Raw genomic sequence first — 18,781 nt, forward strand, 5'->3', positions numbered from 1 at the left:
TTATTTCCCCAACTCATTCGACCGAGCAAGACATGCTACTACGCCATCTTGGAGAGCACTGCGAAGTCCGCCTTTTTCCATAGCACCAATACCAGCAATGGTAGTGCCACCAGGGCTTGTCACCTGATCTCGTAGTACCGCTGGATGATTGCCACTTTCAAGAGCCATCTTACCAGCGCCGTACATCGTTTGAGCCGCTGCTTTTATAGCCAACTGACGTGGCAAACCAATGCGAACACCCGCATCAGCTAAGGCATCAAGAATGACAAACATATAGCCAGGGCCCGCACCAGATAGTGCACCTAAGCGATCTAAATCGGCTTCGCTCACCACTGCTACTTCGCCTACAGCCTCAAATAAGGATTGTACAGCACGACCTAGGTCCGTATTCACATCATCCCCGGCGAGTGCCGTCATGCCAGCACCGATAGAAGCCGGTGTATTTGGCATAGCTCTAAACCAGTTAGCTTGTGGAATCGCCGCATCAAGAGTATCTAAGGTTATACCTGCGGCAACGGAAATCATAACAGTCCCATAAGGCACTTCTTTCAACGACTCTAATACAGATGGTAACACTTGTGGTTTTACAGCCAATAGAATAGTGTTGTACTCGTTTACATTAGGCAATGTAGTAAAACCTACTACACCAAGCTCCTCTGTAAGAGCCTTACATTGTTCTTCGCGACGCACTAGAATGTGTGTATCACATGCTTTCAAAACACCATGCTGTAATGCACCGCGCAATAGAGCGCCCCCCATTGAGCCAACGCCTATACATAGGGTTTTACCTAACATAGTTATCACCACCATTTATAGAGAGATTATTTATTTTCCCAAGAATATTCGTTTTGCTCAGTTGTATTGCTTTCATTGTCATTATAATCAATGGAAATATTTACAGGTACACACATGAAAATGTCTTTACCTACTTTTTCCAATTTGCCATCCAATGCATAGGTCGCACCAGATACGAAATCTACAATACGAGCCGCTTCATGAGGGTCTGTATTTTCAAAATTAATCAATACAGGACGCATGTCGCGCAATTGATGTGTAATATTTTCAGAATCTTCAAATACTTTTGGTTCAATTACAACTACTTTCATAGCTGTTGGACGTTGTGTCATCGTAGATTGACCTCCTACCTTGCGTGGATGAAATTCAGATGCGCCGGACACGGGAGCCGCTGTTGCTACTGGGGTAGGTTCAGCTTCGTATTCCTCTTCATCTTCGTATTCGTAATCATCATATTCATAGTCATCATCAGTTCTGCCTAAGAATAAGTTTTTTGCTTTGTCTAAATAATCTCCCAATGCCATTTGGATTTCCTCCTAATACAATTAACGCTTCCGATTATCAGGTAACCCGAACCTTAATAATATACACGTTCCCCAAAAATTGCTGTACCTACACGAACGATGTTAGCCCCTTCTTCCAAAGCGACCTCAAAGTCGTGAGTCATCCCCATAGATAAATATTGAATCTGACCTTCTTCAAAGTAGCGCTTCATATCCTCAAACAAGGCATTCGCTACGCGAAAGATTGGACGAGCTTCCTGTGGATCATCGAAAAATGGTGCCATACACATCAAGCCCCGTACGCGTACATGAGGCAATGTTTTTGCATAGTCTCGTATTTCTGGAAACTCTTCAACGGTCATTCCCGTTTTAGAAGCTTCGCGGGCCACATTGACTTGCAGTAATACATCTTGTATCTTGTCGTGCTTTGCAGCAACCTTTTCGATTTCATCTAATAATTTACGGCTATCTACAGAATGAATTAAATCAAACATAGGAACCGCTTGACGCACCTTATTGACCTGTAAATGACCAATCAAATGCCATGTTAATTGTGGCCCCTTATAGGTTAGCTGTTTTTCTTTGGCCTCTTGTACTCGATTTTCCCCTACATGAGTAACACCGAGCCGTGCGACCTCTTCTACAGCCGACACAGGGTGGTTCTTTGTAACCGCCACTAATAATGCTGTATCTACGCGACCAACACGCGCCATAGCATCGGCCATGCGCTGCTGTATAGCGTGTAGGGATTCTTCAATCACGTGAATGCCCCCTTCAATCTATATATCAGAATCATCAAATATATTTGTATAGACTATTCTATTATATAGTATTTAGGCTCAAATGTACATGATTTAAGGCTATCCCCTACACAAATCCAAGCACGTATATACTTAAAATATCATACTTTATTATGATTCCTGTGAAAGTCAAAATTTATCGGTCTTGTAACATCGCAAATAAGGCCATACGACCTGTTAGGCCTGCCTCTCGACGATAGGAATAACAGTCTACTTCCGTTACACTATCGGTACCACCAATCGTGATATTCTCTGGAAGAACGCCATTTACAACGAGATCCTCACCAATAAAGTTCCATAAATTGATATAAGCCTTGTCCAATGTATCACCAGAATAATTGACAACATCAGATACATCTCGGTCTGTCATATCTCTCCAAGCTAATTCAAAGCGTTTACCTAGTTCTACATCTACTTCAAAGGACTCTGGTCCAATACTAGGCCCAAGATATATATAGCAATCTTTGAACTCAGTCCCATACGCCTCTTTCATGGCCTCAATGGTAAGGATTGGTAAACGGCCAATGGCACCACGCCAGCCTGCATGCACCGTTGCAATCGCATGATGTTTGGCATCGTAAATACCTACGCCAACGCAATCTGCTGTGAACAGAAATAATGGCACATGTGGTAGATTTGTAAATACCGCATCACAATCATCGATAGCCGTATCTTCTCCAAAAGCACCTGCCCCAACAAGGTCTTCTGTGATTTCTACAGCCTTTAAACCATGGACTTGATTGCCACAAGAAATACGGTTTGGTTCAACACCTAAATATTTCGCAATAATAGCTCGATTTTCTCGTACGCTTTGAGCTTCATCCCCTACATGAAACGCTAGGTTTAATGATTCATAAGGGGCTTTAGATACGCCACCATGACGATAAGTATCGCCCATTACAATAGGAAATCGATCAATCCAGCTTGGCGACTCATAAGACCATGTTCCATAAGGCCCTTTCACATCTATACGTTTTACAGATTGACTCATCTGTTCCTCCTATTTACAAACGCCACAGCGTTTACAACCTTTTGCACATGGAGGGGTATAGGCTTCATCGATAGATCGTTTCCATTCCATTTCAAGATAGCCCTCCTGCATGCCCATGTCTAAATGGCTCCACGGCAAGAATTCATCAAAACTGCGTTCACGATAATTCATATTATCCATATCCAGGCCAGCAGCCTTCATTTCGGACTTAAAAGATTTACTGCCTCGATCGGCTGCACATGCTGCAATAACAGCGCCTAAGCGGCGATCCCCACGAGCAAGAACGCCTTGAATATACGCCTCTTTAGGCGACTCTACGAGAACCTCGATGCGGCGATTCTTTTGCAATGCTTTCTTTATGTATTGTAACTTTTTCTCCACCACTTTTTGGTTATCCATGGCCATCCATTGGAACGGTGTAAAAGGTTTAGGAATAAACGGATTAATACTGAGCGTTAAACGACCTTTACAGCCTACTTTTTCCATATGAGCCTGTGTTCTTTCCGCAAGTCCTACAATAGCCTCAATGTCCTCATCGGTTTCCGTTGGCAACCCAATCATAATATACAAGCGCATATGCTGAATACCTGACTTCGCAGATAAGGTGGCTGCATTTTGTAAATGCTCTTCACTGATTCCCTTGTTAATGACCCGACGCAAACGTTCACTGCCCGTTTCTGGCGCAATGGTAATCGTCTTTTGTCCACTATCCGCTAGTCCATCCACCACGGCTTGTGTTAACGAGTCAGCACGCAAGGATGCACAAGAGTAACGCATATCTTTAGAGCGAATATAATTAACGAGTTCGTCTACCTCAGGATAATCCGAGATAGCAGCGCCCATGAGGCCTACCTTTTTACCTAGCTTTTCTGCGCGTTCTACGCCTTCTTTCAAAATGTCTAAAGGACGTACACGAGGTACGCGGAAGCAATACCCAGCCATACAGAAGCGACAATGACGACCGCACCCACGGGCTACTTCAATGATATACATAGCACCAAATTCAGTATAGTTCGTAGCCACTACCGTTTCACCACCGCTAGTGAGCATTTCAAAGTGCCGTTTAATCGTTTTAGGCACGCCCTCTGCAATATCATAGCCTTTAAATTCACCGTCTTCACTGTAAATCGGCACATATAAGGATGGTACATACACGCCCGATATATCCGCTAATTGACGTAAAATAGTATGGCGATCCAAGCCTTCCATTTTTCCATCTCGAATGATATCTAGTACACGACTTACGATGCCTTCCCCTTCACCGATGATGAAAGCATCAATAAAATCAGCAAAAGGCTCAGGGTTGAAGGTCGCACAAGGGCCCCCTGCAATAACGATAGGATCAAACTCGGTACGGTCTTTTCCCATGATAGGGACTCGGCCATGACGCAACATCAAAGGAATATGGAAATAGTCCATTTCAAAGGTAACATCAAAAGCGACTACATCAAATTGATGCATAGGCCGTTGTGTTTCAACGCTCATAAGGGGAGTCTTAGTCTTATCGTAAGCTTCTAATTCCTTTTTCTCAGGCAAGAAAATCCGTTCGCAAACGCTATCATTTCGCAAATTGATTTCCTCATAAATGATATGAAGTCCAAGATTACTCATGCCCACGAAGTATGTATTTGGATAGACGATGGCCACCTTTTGCCCTGCATGAGGATTTACTGTTACCCGACTATCTTCATCTTTATATAATTCTTGTAATCGATCTATTAAATCTTTACGATTCACTAATTTCCTTTCTATATAAGCCCACTACGAATAGTGGGCTTAATAACATTATATATATTATTTATATATTTATAAGACTACGAAATACGTATCTCGCCTATACTATAAGAGCAATAGATATTATAATTTAGATTTCAATTTATCTTTAGTATAATTGGTCTTACTTTTAAGAGTGCTTACAATTTGTGGACGATGTTTTCTTTCGTAAGGATATACAACAACTTTTCCATCTTTATATTCTGCAATATATATATCCTTAACAGAGTATCCTTGAGCTTGGATTTCTTGTTCAAGCCACTCTCTATCTTTTTCAATTACATCGAGGGTAAACTGATTAATTTGACCATCATCGATAAGATCAAATCGGATATTATCTTCACCGAATTGAACCACGTTGAGCTGACCGTTTTGCTCCAATACGGCACGCTTAACATCCGTAACATATTGAACACCGGCAGCACGAAGTTTTAATTTAAGTTCAGCCGCTTGTATACCATAACGCATACATTCTTCTGTTAGAATATGACCTTTTTCGATTACTATAACTGGATGACCATCAAGAATTGCTTTAAAAATACGAAGATTCCCTTTTAAAAACTTAAGAGTCATTACGAGGATAGTCCATAAAATAAGGACTAACATAAATTGTAAAATACCAATTTGATCATTGTAAATAATGGCACCGATAATACCACCAAGTACGTAGTTTTGCAGTTGATCTAAGGCAGAGGTTGGGGCTAAATTGCCCTTACCCATTAAATTGATTTGTAAAATAATCGCCAAGAGACCGATGGCGAGTTTTGCAAAGACCATCCCATAGACGGCCATAGCTTCTGTCATATGTGGTCCTCCTTATTGTAATGCATCCTCTTTATCGTGAATTCGATCTATAGGGCTTACCTTATAAACACGTGTAATAGTATAGGTTGAAAATTCTGGATTAAATTGAACCTCATAGTAAGCATCACTTACTTTTAAAATCATACCATTACGAATCTTTAAGGAGTTAACCGCCAATTGGTCGCTCGGTACGGAACGATCTGAACTAAAAGAATGTAAAAATTGAGCCATACGAGAGGAGTCCTCAGAATAGGTTTTCATCCGATTATACTCTTGGTATTCAAGCCCTAAGAAGAACACTACGATTAAAGACAATATAATCATCAAGTCACGATAGCGACTAGTAAAACCATTTCGCAATACTTGTACTCCCAAAATGAGCAATGCTAATAGAACAGCTACAATTATAACAAAGCCCCAAGTTTGACCTATTACAGCCTGACTTTCAACATAGGCTAATGTGTAAAAATCCATGCCACACTCCTTTCAAATATTACTTTTTATTATACCATATTTGATTCCAATATTTTCGATGTAATCGTCAAGATGGCCCAAAATAATGTAAGAAAAGATAAAAAATAGCGACCCCTTACGGGGTCGCTTTTAATAAGCATATAATCTCACAAAAGATTACCTAAGTAATACTCTTATTTTAACCAGCTCATCAAGTTGCGAAGTTCTGCGCCAACTGGTTCAATTGGATGATTAGCAGCTGCTTCGCGATGTTCTTTAAGGAATTTTTGACCATTTTTGGAATCTGCTAAGAATTCATCAGCAAATTTACCAGATTGAATATCCGCCAAGATTTGTTCCATAGCTTTTTTAGTATCTGCAGTGATTACGCGAGGACCTGCATGGTAATCGCCGTATTCAGCAGTGTTGGAGATGGAGTGGCGCATTTTTTGGAAACCGCCTTCGTAGATAAGATCTACGATCAATTTCATTTCATGCAAGCATTCGAAGTAAGCGTTAACAGGTTCATAACCAGCTTCAGTTAATACTTCAAAGCCAGTTTTAATCAACTCAGTAACACCACCGCACAATACAGCTTGTTCACCAAAGAGGTCAGTTTCAGTTTCGGATTTGAAGTTAGTTTCCAAAATACCAGAACGGCCACCACCGATACCAGAAGCCCATGCTAATGCCACTTCTTCAGTATCGCCAGATGGGTCTTTTTCTACAGCGTACAAGCAAGGAACGCCGGAACCTTCTTGGTATGTACGACGAACTAAATGACCAGGACCTTTAGGAGCTACCATGAATACATTGATATCTTCACGAGGTACGATTTTACCAAAGTGAATGTTAAAGCCATGAGCGAATGCCAAGTACGCACCTTGTTTCAAGTTTGGAGCAATATCTTGTGCATATACGTCTGCTTGCAATTCGTCTGGAATCAATACCATAACGATATCAGCGCCTTTAACGGCTTCTGCAGTTTCTTTTACTGTAAGACCTGCTTCTTCAGCAGCTTTCCAGCTAGAAGAACCACCGCGAAGACCAATTGTTACGTCCATACCATTTTCTTTCAAGTTCAATGCATGAGCATGACCTTGGGAACCGTAACCTAACACTGTAATTTTTTTGCCTTCCAATTTGCTTAAATTACAATCTGCATCATAATAAACTGTAGTACCTAAAATTTTACCTGCCATATTAGACAACCTCCAAACATATTCAATAGAATATAGATTATATATACTGTACACAATCTAACAAATTTTTGCAAGATGTGGCGTACATTAATTTATTATCAGTAAGCCAAGTTTTAAGCCTCTGATAAAAAAATTTGATAACTACCGAACCATCACCCATGGACGATCATCTTTCCATACAACTTGTACGGAAAGTCCAAAGACATCAGATAAAATATCATCAGTTAGTACCTTGTATTTAGGACCTGCATGAATCATCTTACCCTCTCGCAAGATAGCTACATGAGTAATAAACGGTAGTATCTCTTCAATTTGATGTGACACATAGATAATCGGTGTCTGCTGCTCAGCTACCAAAGTGGATAAGGTGCGTAAAAACTGCTCCCTCGCTGGTAAGTCCAAACCAGAGCAAGGCTCATCCAAAATCAATAATTCTGGATTTGCCATAATAGACCTCGCTAACAATACCCGGCGCTGTTCGCCAGCAGATAAGGTGCGAAAACGATGACCTTCCAAATAGTCTAGTCCAAATTCAGATAATAATTGCATACCTCGTTGGCGCACCTCAGGTGCTACCTCTTGGTATATACCAATGCTACTAAATGCACCAGAAATAACGATATCTTCAACGACTTGTTTATCCAAGGTTGACTGAAATTGTCCAAGCGCAGAGCTAACAAATCCTAGTCTAGCCTTGATTTTGGGCCACGCATATTTACCAAATTCCTTGCCAAACACACGTAAAGTACCCGTTGTGGGAATTTGATAAGCAGGTATCATGCTGAGTAGCGTTGATTTACCAGCCCCATTAAGCCCTAATAAGGCCCAATGTTCACCATCCTCTATATGCCAATTTACATTATCTAAAATAGGTCTACCATCACGGCGAAAGCAGACATTTTCATAATGGAGTAATTCACGCCCCACGTTATCAGCTCCTACATTTTTTCTCCGCGACTCATAGCGGTGATACCTGTTTTGGCAATTTCAAGAATACCATAAGTTTCCATAATTTGAATGAAGCCACGTAATTTTTCTACACTGCCAATGACTTCAATGATCATAGATGTAGGAGAAATATCTAACACATTACCACGATATACATCGGCAATCTGTACAATTTGTGATCTTGTAGAAGCAGATGCTTTTACCTTGATAAGCATTAACTCACGGCATACCACATCATGATCTTCAAACACTTTAACCTTAACAACATCGATAAGCTTGTAGATTTGTTTTTGCACTTGATCGAGAATTCGGTCATCGGCCTCTACAGTAATAGTAATACGTGCATAACCTGGCTGATTTGTAATGCCAGATGTCATTTTTGTAACGTTAAAGCCACGACGGTTAAAGAGTGCCAAAATACGTGTACCAATACCTGGTGCATTTTTTGCAATGATTAAGACTTGATGTTCTTTCGCCATTATAGCACCCCTTTCTTACCCATCATACCGCTTATCGTGCCGCCTGCTGGAATCATTGGTAATACATTATCCTCTCGTTCAACGCGACAATCCAAGACAATGCTTTCATCCGATGTAATGTATGATTTAAATTCTTTGTTGAAAGTTTCAACATTATCTAGACGCGCTGCTTTCAAGTCAAATGCATCTGCGAGTTTCACGAAGTTCGGACTCACTTCCAAATCTACATAGGAGTAGCGTCTATCATTGAAGATTTCTTGCCATTGACGAACCATACCAAGATAGCCGTTGTTAATAATAACAATCTTGATTGGCAAATTATATTGGCGAACCATCATGAGCTCTTCACAAGTCATTTGGAACCCGCCATCACCGACAACAAGGATAACTTGCTTCTTAGGCGCCCCTACTTGAGCCCCAATAGCCGCCGGCAAACCATACCCCATGGTACCCGCACCGCCAGAGGTAACGATAGTATGAGGTTTTTTATGAGTTAAGAATTGAGCCGCCCACATTTGATGTTGGCCTACATCACTTACGATTATGGCATCATCCTTGGCAATTTTGTTAAGTTCAGATAACACATATTGTGCATGCAATACACCATTTTTAGACTCAGGAATTACCATAGGGTATTCCGCTTGCCATTCTCGGATTTGCTCAAGCCACGCTTCATGCGTTGTAGGTTCTACAAGAGCATTAAGCTCCGTTAATACCTGTTTTAAATCCCCTACGATAGGCACATTGATTGTAACATTCTTATCAATTTCAGCTGGGTCGATATCAATATGGATGATTTTAGCTTTTTTACAGAAGAAATCTGGATGGCCTGTGATGCGGTCATGGAAACGAATCCCTGCAGCAATCACGAGATCTGCCTCATCTGTACTATTATTAGCTGCAACAGAACCGTGCATACCAACCATACCAAGAGCCAATTCGTGATCTCCTGGGAAACCACCAAGACCAACTAATGTATTCGTCACCGGAATTTGAGCCTTTTCAGCTAATTCTTTAAGCTCATCCATAGCACCAGACTTTAATACGCCTGCCCCAGCAATGATAAGTGGACGCTTTGCATTTTTGATGAGAGTAGCTGCTTTTTTGATTTGACCTTGATGACCTTTATAGGTTGGATCATAGCCTTCAAGATGAATAGGTACTTCGTACAATTTGTTGTATTCCGCCATGGATATTTTCTCGGTTTGAATATCCTTCGGAATATCGATAAGTACAGGGCCTGGGCGACCTGTGCCAGCAATAAAGTACGCCTCTTTAATGATGCGAGGCAAATCATGAATATCTTGAACAAGATAGTTATGCTTGGTTATAGGCATCGTAATACCTTGGATATCCGCCTCTTGAAAAGAGTCCTTACCGATAAAGGGCCGGCCAACCTGACCTGTAATGGCCACCATAGGTACGGAATCCATGTACGCAGTCATAATACCTGTTACAAGATTCGTTGCACCAGGACCAGACGTAGCAAGACATACACCTACGCGACCAGATACGCGAGCATAACCATCTGCTGCATGTGCAGCACCTTGTTCATGACGAACAAAGTAATGTTTAATTTCAGGGAAGCTATATATTTCATCATAAATTGGAATTACCGCGCCACCTGGATAGCCGAACATATCGGTTACACCAAGGCGATGCAATGTTTCAAGGACAATGCGTGCCCCATTGATTGTTTCTGCGCTCATAGGAACCCTTTCACCCAGCTATTCAGACAATATCTCGCTGGAATTTAAACGTTTAATAATGTAGCCATTATGTTTGAAAGTATCAATAATGTGTTGGATGTGCTCTTCACCATTTGTTTCTACCGTTACTTGCAATTCCACTTCATGGAAACGGTCAAGGTTTTTGAACTGATTATGGTCAAGTTTAATAACATTCGCATCTGCATCGGCTAACATTTGAGATACAGCCACTAACTGGCCTGGTTTATCAGGAAGGTTAACGGAGAAAGTAAAGATACGACCACGTACGACAAGACCTTTATTAATCATAGAGGAAATGGTAAGTACGTCGATATTACCTCCACTGACAATGGCTACAACCTTTTTACCTGTGCAGTTCAATTTTCTAAGACCTGCCAATGGTAAAATACCGGAATTTTCTGCTACTAATTTATGTTTTTCAACAAGCAACAGGAATGCTTCCATCAATTCGTAGTCTGAAACAGTAATAATGTCATCTACATATTGCTTGATATATTCTAATGTAGTTTCCCCAATTTGGCGTACTGCCGTACCATCTGCAATCGTCGCTACTTCATCGAGTGGTACCGGATGATCAGCCTTTAATGCAGCGATTGCACTTGCGGCACCTTCAGGCTCTACACCGATAATCTTAACGCGCGGATTTTTTAACTTTGCCGCTGCCGCAATACCAGATACGATACCACCGCCCCCAACAGGAACAAGCAATACATCTGCATCAGGAAGTTCATCGAGAACCTCGAGAGCAATTGTCCCTTGCCCTTCAATTACATCTTCATCATCGAAGGGATGGACGAACACATAACCATGTTCTTGTTGGAGTTCCATCGCTTTTTGGCAAGCTTCATCATAGATTTCACCATGTAATACGACATCTGCGCCGTACTGTTTTGTTGCATTAACCTTTATAAGAGGCGTGTGTTTCGGCATAACAATAGTCGCTTTAATGCCAAGGCGTTTCGCAGCAAGGGCCACGCCTTGTGCATGATTACCAGCAGACGCAGCGATAACACCGCGCGCCTTTTCCTCTTCTGTCAGCTTTGCAATTTTATTATAAGCTCCACGAACCTTAAAAGAGCCTGTTATTTGCAAGTTTTCTGGCTTGATATATACATCATTTTCGCACTCGTCAGAAAACACATCGCTGTGAAGCAATTTCGTTTTCACCGTGATTGTGCTTAATCGCTCTCGAGCCTCCATAAAATCATATAATTTGTGCATGTACACTATCTCCTCTAGTTAGTATTAAATGAAAGTCTAGTATTAGTCTTCAAATACTTCGATAGCACCTTGTGCAGCAGAGGATACGTGAAGAGCGTATTTTTTAAGATATCCAGTTACATTGGATTTGAACGGTTTCAATGCAGCTTTACGACGAGTGATTTCATCATCAGATACAGCTAGTTCCAATTTACCGTTTGGAATATCGATGTTGATAATATCACCATTTTCAACGATAGCAATGGTACCGCCTGCAGCTGCTTCTGGAGATACATGTCCGATGGATGCACCACGAGTAGCACCGGAGAAGCGTCCATCTGTCAACAATGCTACATCTTTATCTAGACCCATACCGGCAATCATAGATGTTGGAGTCAACATTTCACGCATACCAGGACCGCCTTTAGGGCCTTCGTAACGGATAACTACAACATCACCTTTCACGATTTTACCGCCTGTAATAGCTTCAACCGCTTCTTCTTCACTGTTGAATACCTTTGCTGGACCAGAGTGAACAAGCATATCTGCATCTACGGCACCGGCTTTTACAACGGAACCATCTACAGCAAGGTTACCTTTAAGAACCGCGATACCACCAGTTTCATGTACTGGATTATCCCATGGGTGAATAACATCTTCATCCACAACATGAGCTGCCGCTGCAATTTCACCTTGTGTTTTAAGAGCAACAGTTTTGCAATCTGTATGAAGGCGACCATTTTCTGCTAAACGTTTCAACACGGCAGATACACCACCTGCAGCGTACAAGTCTTCAATGAAGTATACGCCAGATGGAGATAATTTAGATAATTGAGGTGTATTTTGAGCGATGCGATCAAAATCGTCTAAGGATAATGGTACACCTGCTTCGTGAGCAATAGCCGGTAAATGAAGCGCCGTGTTAGAGGAGCCACCCAAAGCCATATCAAGAGCTACCGCATTTTCAAAGGCTTCACGAGTCATAATATCTTTAGGGCGAAGGTTTGCTTTTAATACCTCTACCGCTTGCATACCCGCTAATTTTGCTAAACGCAAACGTTCAGAATATACCGCTGGGATTGTACCATTGCCAGGAAGGCCCATACCGAGAGCTTCTGTTAAACAGTTCATTGTATTTGCTGTATACATACCAGAGCAAGAGCCACATGTAGGACATGCCGTATTTTCGATATCGGCTAACTCAGCATCACCCATTTCACCAGTTTGATGTTTGCCTACGGCCTCGAATACATCGGACAAACCAATCTTTTTACCTTTATGTACACCAGCGAGCATAGCCCCACCAGACACGAATACAGATGGGATATTAAGGCGCGCAGCTGCAATCAACATGCCTGGCACTACCTTATCACAGTTTGGAATGAATACCATCGCATCGAATGGTGTAGCCATAGCAGTAGCTTCGATGGAATCTGCAATGATATTACGTGTAACTAAGGAGTATTTCATGCCGATATGGTTCATTGCCAAACCATCGCAAATACCGATAGTATTGAACTCGATTGGCACACCACCTGCGTTGCGGATACCGTCTTTTACGGCTTGTACAATATTTTTCAGGCCTACGTGACCAGGGATGATTTCATTGAAAGAATTCGCAATACCGATGACGGGTCTACCCATTTCTTCATCAACAAAACCTAGAGCTTTTAGTAAAGATCTGTGTGGTGCACGTGCTACGCCTGTTTTCAAATTGTCACTTCTACAACTCATGTTAATCTCCTCACTTTTGAAAGCATCCACTTGGACAGCTTTCACGACGCATAAAAAAAGACGATTCCAATGAATCGTCTTAAAAGTTTACAAATGATATTCCTTTTGTTTACAGAATTCCTATATACATAAATAATCCTATGTACCCCTTGGAAAATATACACATAAGAAACAAACCATATAGTCAAATCTTATTGATTGTATATTAAACCATTCGCGGAACTTCTAAGACAAAAACGTGTTAAGTTGTTGTTCATAATTCGAATGTCATTAATAATCACGACTAGCGCAATAATCAATAAGCTAATGACTAAACCTAACATGTTTCCTCCTAAAATATTCTGTAATATTAATCACGGAATAATAATAACACGTTATATTATCCCGCGCAAGATAATTCACAATAAATTCTATAGATTCATCATAGTTTTTTTATGAAGTTCACCATACCCAAAAACTATAGCAAACCTAGTAAGGTATAAAAAATATAGATATAACAAGAAAAATCCCTCACCGTAGTGAGGGATTAAATATATTATAGGATACCAAAGAGCCACATACCAAAGGTGCCGCCCCAGAAATGAATGAGGAAGCTCACCACAGAGATAGCAAGGCCTACGCGCCACCACGTACCTTGTGGCACATAGCCAGCACCGAAGAAGATCGGTGTTACACCCGAACTATAGTGAGTCAATGTACAACCAGGACTGTTCATCAAACCAAAGAGCAATATCGTAAACGGAATAGGAGCCCCCATCGCCACTAAAATGGCTGCAAAGGCGGAGAACAAAGCTGTAATACGCGCCGTGCCACTGGCAAAGAAATACTGAGAGTACACAAAGGTAGCGGAAATGATAAAGGACGCCCAGAACCAATCGAAGCCAGCTAAATGTTGACTTACAAAATCTGCAAAGACAGCTACTACACCGAGTTTGCCAAGCAGCCCAGCCATGCCTACAAGCGTACCCATCCAGATGAGGATATCCCAACCGGTGCGTTCACCCAAAATATCCTCCCACGTAAGAGAGCCAGTCACAACACACGCCAGAACCCCCATCATCGCTACTACTGTAGGATGAAGCTTAGTCCAAATTGCTGTAGCCCAAAGTAAGATACAAAGAACAAAAATAATGGCAACAGAAATTTCGGCCTTCGTAATAGGTCCAAGAGCATCTAGTTCTTTTTGAGCCATTGCTGCAGCCTCTGGTGTTTCCTTGATTTCTGGTGGATAGATTTTATAGATAAACCAAGGCATCAAAATCATACAAATCACACCAGGAATCACACCGGCTTGGAACCATTCCCACCAAGATATATCATAGCCAAACAGTTTAGCACCTAAGGACGTAATAAGCAAGTTACCACTACATGCAGTCAAGAAGATCGTTACTGTAATGGTGTTAATAGTATGTGCCGTCGTCATCAAGTACGCCCCAATGCGGCGAGCCGTATTACCATATGGTTCAGAGTCAAATGCTAAGGAAATATTTTGTACGATGGGGAATACGATACCACCACCACGCGCCGTATTAGATGGTGTAGCTGGAGAAATAATCAAATCCGTACAAGCCAAAGCATAAGCAAGCTTTAAAGAGCTTGTGCCAAAGGAGCGAATCAAGGTGTACGCAATACGCTTACCAAGGCCAGAATTAATAATACCTCGTGAAAAGAATACGGCTGCTACGATAAGCCACACATTCGCCTCTGCATAGCCACCTAGTGCCTGAACCATAGTAATGGAGTTAGTGGCTACGGCTACAACAATACCAAAAAGAGCCATAATGCCCGTTGGCCAAGGTCGCAAGATAAAGCCCACAATAGTAGCCGTAAAGATAGCTAATAAATGCCAACCTTCAGGCTTGATTGCCTCTGTATGAGGTAAAAACCAAATGACGAGGCCCACTAAAACGGTAAGGGCCGCTCGTGTAAAAGTATTCATAGAACCTCCACCAGACTCAACAACTTTCCAAGAATTCTTTGATTTTAGGATTTGCTCGTAACATTTCCATCTCTTCAGGGGATAATAATTTCACCTTATCCCGGTCTTGATTTACCAAGCAAAGAAAACCAATATAATCGCCCTTATTAGCACGGAACTGATGAATTGTTTTGCCTGGAATTTCGATAAAATCACCAGCTTCTACATCGTGGATTTCATCGCCCAATAAGACTTGCCCCTTGCCGCGAAATATCATAACCATATGCGTATGATCGTGATACTCCAAGGTAGAATATCCCCCTGGCAAACATTCAAAATAGCGGAATTGACACGGAATATCATAAGCACCATCGTATAATACTTGACGTGTTACATCTTTAAAAGGACTACCATCTTGCTTATATACCAAGGTTTCGATACCGTCCCACTTAAAATTTTTAGCATCAAACTTACGTATCATCATATTACCTCTTTAAACAAAAAAGGGCTGCATCGAAACAAGGTTTCAATACAGCTCCATCGGTTCGATTATTTGAAGAGACGTTTCAAAGTGCCTAGTAATCCATGACTATGTTTTTGTACACCGTCTGCAACGCCTGCCACTTCAAAGCCAGTTCGTTCAATGGCTTTTGTAATAACTTCTACAGATGCTTTTGTTGGATCAAAAGAAACGGTAGCTGTCTTTTCTGGCAAATCTACTTCTGCACTTAATACGCCAGGCAAACCTAGAGATGCACCTTCAACTGTTTCTTTACAGTTGTTGCACATCATCCCCGGTACAGTAAATACCTTTGTTACAACGCCATTATCTTCGCCACAACCACAATCTTTGCACATAGTGTTACCTCCTATTAATCCTTAGCTTCTTTATGTTTATCGTCGTTCTTAGCCCCTACTGTCACATCGATAGTAGTCGCTTTCTTAACGGCTTCTTTCGTTTCATCAACAGCCTTTTTAGGCCCCGAAATAGCATCTTTAAACTCATTGATGCCTTTACCAATAGCTTTACCGACTTCAGGTAATTTACCAGGTCCGAAGATAACTAGAGCAATCACTAATATAACTATTAATTCAGGTGTTCCTATAGACCCCATATGTATCTCCTTTATCTTTACTACTACTTATACTCTTTAGTGTACATCATCATAGGCTGCCTTGTCCACATACCAGGTCATAGCTTCTTGTGAAAGCACCGCTCCAGGCAATACACGACCAATGCGTTTTTCCCAAGGTAAATCCTCGTAATCTTCGCGTTGATACAATACCTTTGTCAAAGCAGTTCGCTTACTTTCACCAGTTACGGTAAACCAAACCGCATCAGATTTTGCTAAGAACGAAAAGGTCATAGAAATACGTTCCCACACCTTTCCATCCTCAACGGCTACCACGTCTTGATCTGTGACACGCAATGCATGAGAGCCTGCAAATAGACCGGCTGTATGACCATCTTCACCAAGATCGAGTAATGCCAAATCTAGTCCACTTTTTTTACAAGCCTTGAGAACATTCTTAACCTCTTTCTCGTATTCCGCTGCCGCTTCTATTACAGTTTTAGAATCTGTATTGATTGGCAAGAAATGAGCCGCCCCTTTCGCCTTGCACAACAAGTACTGTTTCACGCGATTGAAGTAATTATCCTCATGAGATTGCGGCAAGAATCGCTCATCAGTCCACACAAAAAATATGCGTTCCCAATTGAGGCGTTCAATATATTCTGGGGAATTAAGCAATTCTAATAAACCATTAATAACAGTCCCGCCCGTAATACCAACAACACACGTTTCAGTGCGATTGATTTCCTCGTTGGTGAAAGCAATAAAATCCTCTGCCAATGCTTGAACTACATCGCTAGGGCTGTCATAACATTTAATTGTATCTTGAGCCATGTAATAATGACCTCCTAAAACTATTTCAATAGTTCTATTATATACACTTTTTCTGTGTAATGAAAGCAAAACCGATGTAACTCAATAGTTGGAGCCACATCGGTTCTAATTATATTTGTATTTACCTATGAATTACAGGAAATTCCATTCCGTATATTCATAAATTAATATTATTGTTGACCAAATTTAGGACGGCGACGCTCTGTGAAAGCACGGACTCCTTCTTTGAAGTCCTCTGAAAGACCTAATGCACATTGGTTTTCTACTTCAAACTTCTTGTACTCTTCCCAACCTGCTAAGAAGCTATTCCACATCATTTCCTTCATAACGCGGTAAGATTGTGCAGGTCCTTTTGCCAATTTTTCAACAAGGCGTCTTGTAGCGGTCTCTAAATCTTCTAATTCACAAACCTTATACACAAAGCCAAGTTCCTTACCCTTTTCAGCAGATACGGCTTCCCCAGTCATAACAATATGCATAGCACGGTTCATACCAATGGAGCGAGTCAATAAGAATAAACCACCCGCATCAGGAGCAAGACCTACATTTACGAAGGCTTGAATAAAGCGTACGTTGTTAGCAGCCACAACAAAGTCCGCTGCCAAAGCCATATTGAAGGCAGCGCCTGCTGCAGCACCTTGAAGGCTCATGATAACAGGTTTTGGTAACTTCTTCATGGCCATAGAAATCTCAGCGACTAGCTCAACAATTTCAAATAAAGACTCAGTATCCCCTTCGTTTACAGCGCGCTCCATTTCTGTTAAATCGCCACCCGCAGAGAACACCTTTCCCTCTGCATTGATGAGCAACGCACGAACGCTTTCATCATTATGAGCCTTATCTAAGACCTCAAGGATCTCCTTGCACATCTCGATATTAAAACCATTGGCTACGGTTGGACGATTAAAGGTCAACGTACCAATGCCGTTGTCCACTACGTACTGAATTGTATTATAAATCATATGATTTCTCCTATATGAAAATCTATTTTCGAAAAAATTCGATTATTATACTTCTATTATAGGAAAATTAAATATAGATGTAAATGAAAGAATGAAAATTAAACTGACTTGAGTATTAAAAATTATCTAATAATGCAAAAACACCTGCAGACATTGTCTGCAGGTGTAATAACCTGTATTCCAAATATTAACGTTTGGAGAATTGGCTTGCTTTGCGGGCTTTTTTAAGACCGTATTTTTTACGTTCTTTCATACGTGGGTCACGAGTCAAGAAGCCAGCTTTTTTCAAAGATTGACGAAGTTCGCCATCTACGTCCAATAACGCACGGGAGATACCGTGACGAATTGCACCAGCTTGACCGGAAGGACCACCACCAGCTACAGTTGCGATAACATCGTATTGTTCAACTGTGTTAGTCAAGTTCAAAGGTTGTTTTACGATCAATTCCAAAGTTTGGCGACCGAAATAATCATTAAGTTCACGTTTGTTAACAGTGATTTTACCTGTGCCCGGTACCAGACGAACTCTAGCAACGGAAGATTTTCTACGACCAGTGCCGTAATATTGTGCTACTGCCATTA

20 protein-coding genes are annotated in these 18,781 nt (G+C 41.3%); all 20 read right to left on the minus strand.

The features are described from left to right. Positions 1–795: a pyrroline-5-carboxylate reductase gene (gene proC, locus E7A03_RS08390; RefSeq protein WP_004696927.1), complete on the minus strand. Its 795-nt coding sequence runs from the start codon at positions 793–795 to the stop codon at positions 1–3. 26 nt (positions 796–821) lie between these two features. Beyond that, positions 822–1,319: a cell division protein SepF gene (locus E7A03_RS08395; RefSeq protein ID WP_004695224.1), complete on the minus strand. Its 498-nt coding sequence runs from the start codon at positions 1,317–1,319 to the stop codon at positions 822–824. A 53-nt stretch (positions 1,320–1,372) separates the two neighbouring features. Further along, positions 1,373–2,059: a YggS family pyridoxal phosphate-dependent enzyme gene (locus E7A03_RS08400; RefSeq protein ID WP_004695221.1), complete on the minus strand. Its 687-nt coding sequence runs from the start codon at positions 2,057–2,059 to the stop codon at positions 1,373–1,375. Positions 2,060–2,234: 175 nt separating this feature from the next. Further along, on the minus strand, positions 2,235–3,089 hold the full coding sequence (locus E7A03_RS08405; RefSeq protein ID WP_316074022.1) for a purine nucleoside phosphorylase YfiH/LACC1 family protein: 855 nt from the start codon (positions 3,087–3,089) through the stop codon (positions 2,235–2,237). 9 nt (positions 3,090–3,098) lie between these two features. Next, complete coding sequence (locus E7A03_RS08410; RefSeq protein WP_278458029.1) at positions 3,099–4,826, minus strand: TIGR03960 family B12-binding radical SAM protein; 1,728 nt, start codon at positions 4,824–4,826, stop codon at positions 3,099–3,101. A 120-nt stretch (positions 4,827–4,946) separates the two neighbouring features. Then, on the minus strand, positions 4,947–5,666 hold the full coding sequence (locus E7A03_RS08415) for a DUF421 domain-containing protein (protein ID WP_038125705.1): 720 nt from the start codon (positions 5,664–5,666) through the stop codon (positions 4,947–4,949). 12 nt (positions 5,667–5,678) lie between these two features. Next, positions 5,679–6,140 carry a DUF3290 family protein gene (locus E7A03_RS08420; RefSeq protein WP_316074023.1) on the minus strand — a complete coding sequence of 154 codons (462 nt, stop codon included), beginning with the start codon at positions 6,138–6,140 and terminating at the stop codon, positions 5,679–5,681. Between the two features lie 173 nt (positions 6,141–6,313). Further along, positions 6,314–7,321 carry a ketol-acid reductoisomerase gene (gene ilvC, locus E7A03_RS08425; protein WP_004695212.1) on the minus strand — a complete coding sequence of 336 codons (1,008 nt, stop codon included), beginning with the start codon at positions 7,319–7,321 and terminating at the stop codon, positions 6,314–6,316. A 141-nt stretch (positions 7,322–7,462) separates the two neighbouring features. Then, positions 7,463–8,248, minus strand: coding sequence for an ABC transporter ATP-binding protein (locus tag E7A03_RS08430; RefSeq protein WP_316069347.1), 786 nt, complete (start codon positions 8,246–8,248; stop codon positions 7,463–7,465). A gap of 11 nt (positions 8,249–8,259) precedes the next feature. Beyond that, positions 8,260–8,748, minus strand: coding sequence for an acetolactate synthase small subunit (gene ilvN, locus E7A03_RS08435; protein ID WP_004695208.1), 489 nt, complete (start codon positions 8,746–8,748; stop codon positions 8,260–8,262). Continuing rightward, positions 8,748–10,457, minus strand: coding sequence for a biosynthetic-type acetolactate synthase large subunit (gene ilvB / locus E7A03_RS08440; RefSeq protein ID WP_012864743.1), 1,710 nt, complete (start codon positions 10,455–10,457; stop codon positions 8,748–8,750). The genes ilvN and ilvB overlap by 1 nt, the downstream gene beginning before the upstream one ends. 18 nt (positions 10,458–10,475) lie before the next feature. After that, positions 10,476–11,699: a threonine ammonia-lyase gene (ilvA, locus tag E7A03_RS08445; RefSeq protein ID WP_227037385.1), complete on the minus strand. Its 1,224-nt coding sequence runs from the start codon at positions 11,697–11,699 to the stop codon at positions 10,476–10,478. Positions 11,700–11,741: 42 nt separating this feature from the next. Then, complete coding sequence (gene ilvD, locus E7A03_RS08450) at positions 11,742–13,412, minus strand: dihydroxy-acid dehydratase (protein WP_316074024.1); 1,671 nt, start codon at positions 13,410–13,412, stop codon at positions 11,742–11,744. A 535-nt stretch (positions 13,413–13,947) separates the two neighbouring features. Next, positions 13,948–15,351, minus strand: coding sequence for a DASS family sodium-coupled anion symporter (locus tag E7A03_RS08455; RefSeq protein ID WP_058948072.1), 1,404 nt, complete (start codon positions 15,349–15,351; stop codon positions 13,948–13,950). Between the two features lie 16 nt (positions 15,352–15,367). Next, positions 15,368–15,811, minus strand: coding sequence for a cupin domain-containing protein (locus tag E7A03_RS08460; RefSeq protein ID WP_004696849.1), 444 nt, complete (start codon positions 15,809–15,811; stop codon positions 15,368–15,370). A gap of 68 nt (positions 15,812–15,879) precedes the next feature. Next, positions 15,880–16,188 (minus strand): heavy-metal-associated domain-containing protein, encoded by a 309-nt coding sequence (locus E7A03_RS08465; protein WP_021148497.1) that lies wholly within the window; start codon positions 16,186–16,188, stop codon positions 15,880–15,882. 14 nt (positions 16,189–16,202) lie between these two features. Beyond that, positions 16,203–16,445, minus strand: a complete 243-nt coding sequence (locus E7A03_RS08470) for a Sec-independent protein translocase subunit TatA/TatB (RefSeq protein ID WP_316074025.1) — start codon at positions 16,443–16,445, stop codon at positions 16,203–16,205. Positions 16,446–16,481: 36 nt separating this feature from the next. After that, positions 16,482–17,237 (minus strand): 6-phosphogluconolactonase, encoded by a 756-nt coding sequence (gene pgl, locus E7A03_RS08475; protein ID WP_195394863.1) that lies wholly within the window; start codon positions 17,235–17,237, stop codon positions 16,482–16,484. A 170-nt stretch (positions 17,238–17,407) separates the two neighbouring features. Continuing rightward, a complete protein-coding gene (gene fabM / locus E7A03_RS08480) occupies positions 17,408–18,199 on the minus strand; it encodes a trans-2-decenoyl-ACP isomerase (protein ID WP_004695189.1) in 792 nt (263 codons plus the stop codon). A gap of 187 nt (positions 18,200–18,386) precedes the next feature. Then, positions 18,387–18,779, minus strand: coding sequence for a 30S ribosomal protein S9 (gene rpsI / locus E7A03_RS08485; RefSeq protein WP_004695188.1), 393 nt, complete (start codon positions 18,777–18,779; stop codon positions 18,387–18,389). Positions 18,780–18,781: the final 2 nt, after the last annotated feature.

Source organism: Veillonella parvula, from assembly GCF_032472435.1.
GTDB classification, from domain to species: domain Bacteria; phylum Bacillota; class Negativicutes; order Veillonellales; family Veillonellaceae; genus Veillonella; species Veillonella parvula_N.

Excerpts from the sequence above, each read along its gene's own strand:
- proC (WP_004696927.1), bottom strand. The coding sequence starts at position 795 with ATGTTAGGTAAAACCCTATGTATAGGCGTTGGCTCAATGGGGGGCGCT.
- E7A03_RS08395 (WP_004695224.1), bottom strand. The coding sequence starts at position 1,319 with ATGGCATTGGGAGATTATTTAGACAAAGCAAAAAACTTATTCTTAGGC.
- E7A03_RS08405 (WP_316074022.1), bottom strand. The coding sequence starts at position 3,089 with ATGAGTCAATCTGTAAAACGTATAGATGTGAAAGGGCCTTATGGAACA.
- E7A03_RS08415 (WP_038125705.1), bottom strand. The coding sequence starts at position 5,666 with ATGACAGAAGCTATGGCCGTCTATGGGATGGTCTTTGCAAAACTCGCC.
- E7A03_RS08420 (WP_316074023.1), bottom strand. The coding sequence starts at position 6,140 with ATGGATTTTTACACATTAGCCTATGTTGAAAGTCAGGCTGTAATAGGT.
- ilvC (WP_004695212.1), bottom strand. The coding sequence starts at position 7,321 with ATGGCAGGTAAAATTTTAGGTACTACAGTTTATTATGATGCAGATTGT.
- ilvN (WP_004695208.1), bottom strand. The coding sequence starts at position 8,748 with ATGGCGAAAGAACATCAAGTCTTAATCATTGCAAAAAATGCACCAGGT.
- ilvB (WP_012864743.1), bottom strand. The coding sequence starts at position 10,457 with ATGAGCGCAGAAACAATCAATGGGGCACGCATTGTCCTTGAAACATTG.
- ilvA (WP_227037385.1), bottom strand. The coding sequence starts at position 11,699 with ATGCACAAATTATATGATTTTATGGAGGCTCGAGAGCGATTAAGCACA.
- ilvD (WP_316074024.1), bottom strand. The coding sequence starts at position 13,412 with ATGAGTTGTAGAAGTGACAATTTGAAAACAGGCGTAGCACGTGCACCA.
- E7A03_RS08455 (WP_058948072.1), bottom strand. The coding sequence starts at position 15,351 with ATGAATACTTTTACACGAGCGGCCCTTACCGTTTTAGTGGGCCTCGTC.
- E7A03_RS08460 (WP_004696849.1), bottom strand. The coding sequence starts at position 15,811 with ATGATACGTAAGTTTGATGCTAAAAATTTTAAGTGGGACGGTATCGAA.
- E7A03_RS08465 (WP_021148497.1), bottom strand. The coding sequence starts at position 16,188 with ATGTGCAAAGATTGTGGTTGTGGCGAAGATAATGGCGTTGTAACAAAG.
- E7A03_RS08470 (WP_316074025.1), bottom strand. The coding sequence starts at position 16,445 with ATGGGGTCTATAGGAACACCTGAATTAATAGTTATATTAGTGATTGCT.
- pgl (WP_195394863.1), bottom strand. The coding sequence starts at position 17,237 with ATGGCTCAAGATACAATTAAATGTTATGACAGCCCTAGCGATGTAGTT.
- fabM (WP_004695189.1), bottom strand. The coding sequence starts at position 18,199 with ATGATTTATAATACAATTCAGTACGTAGTGGACAACGGCATTGGTACG.
- rpsI (WP_004695188.1), bottom strand. The coding sequence starts at position 18,779 with ATGGCAGTAGCACAATATTACGGCACTGGTCGTAGAAAATCTTCCGTT.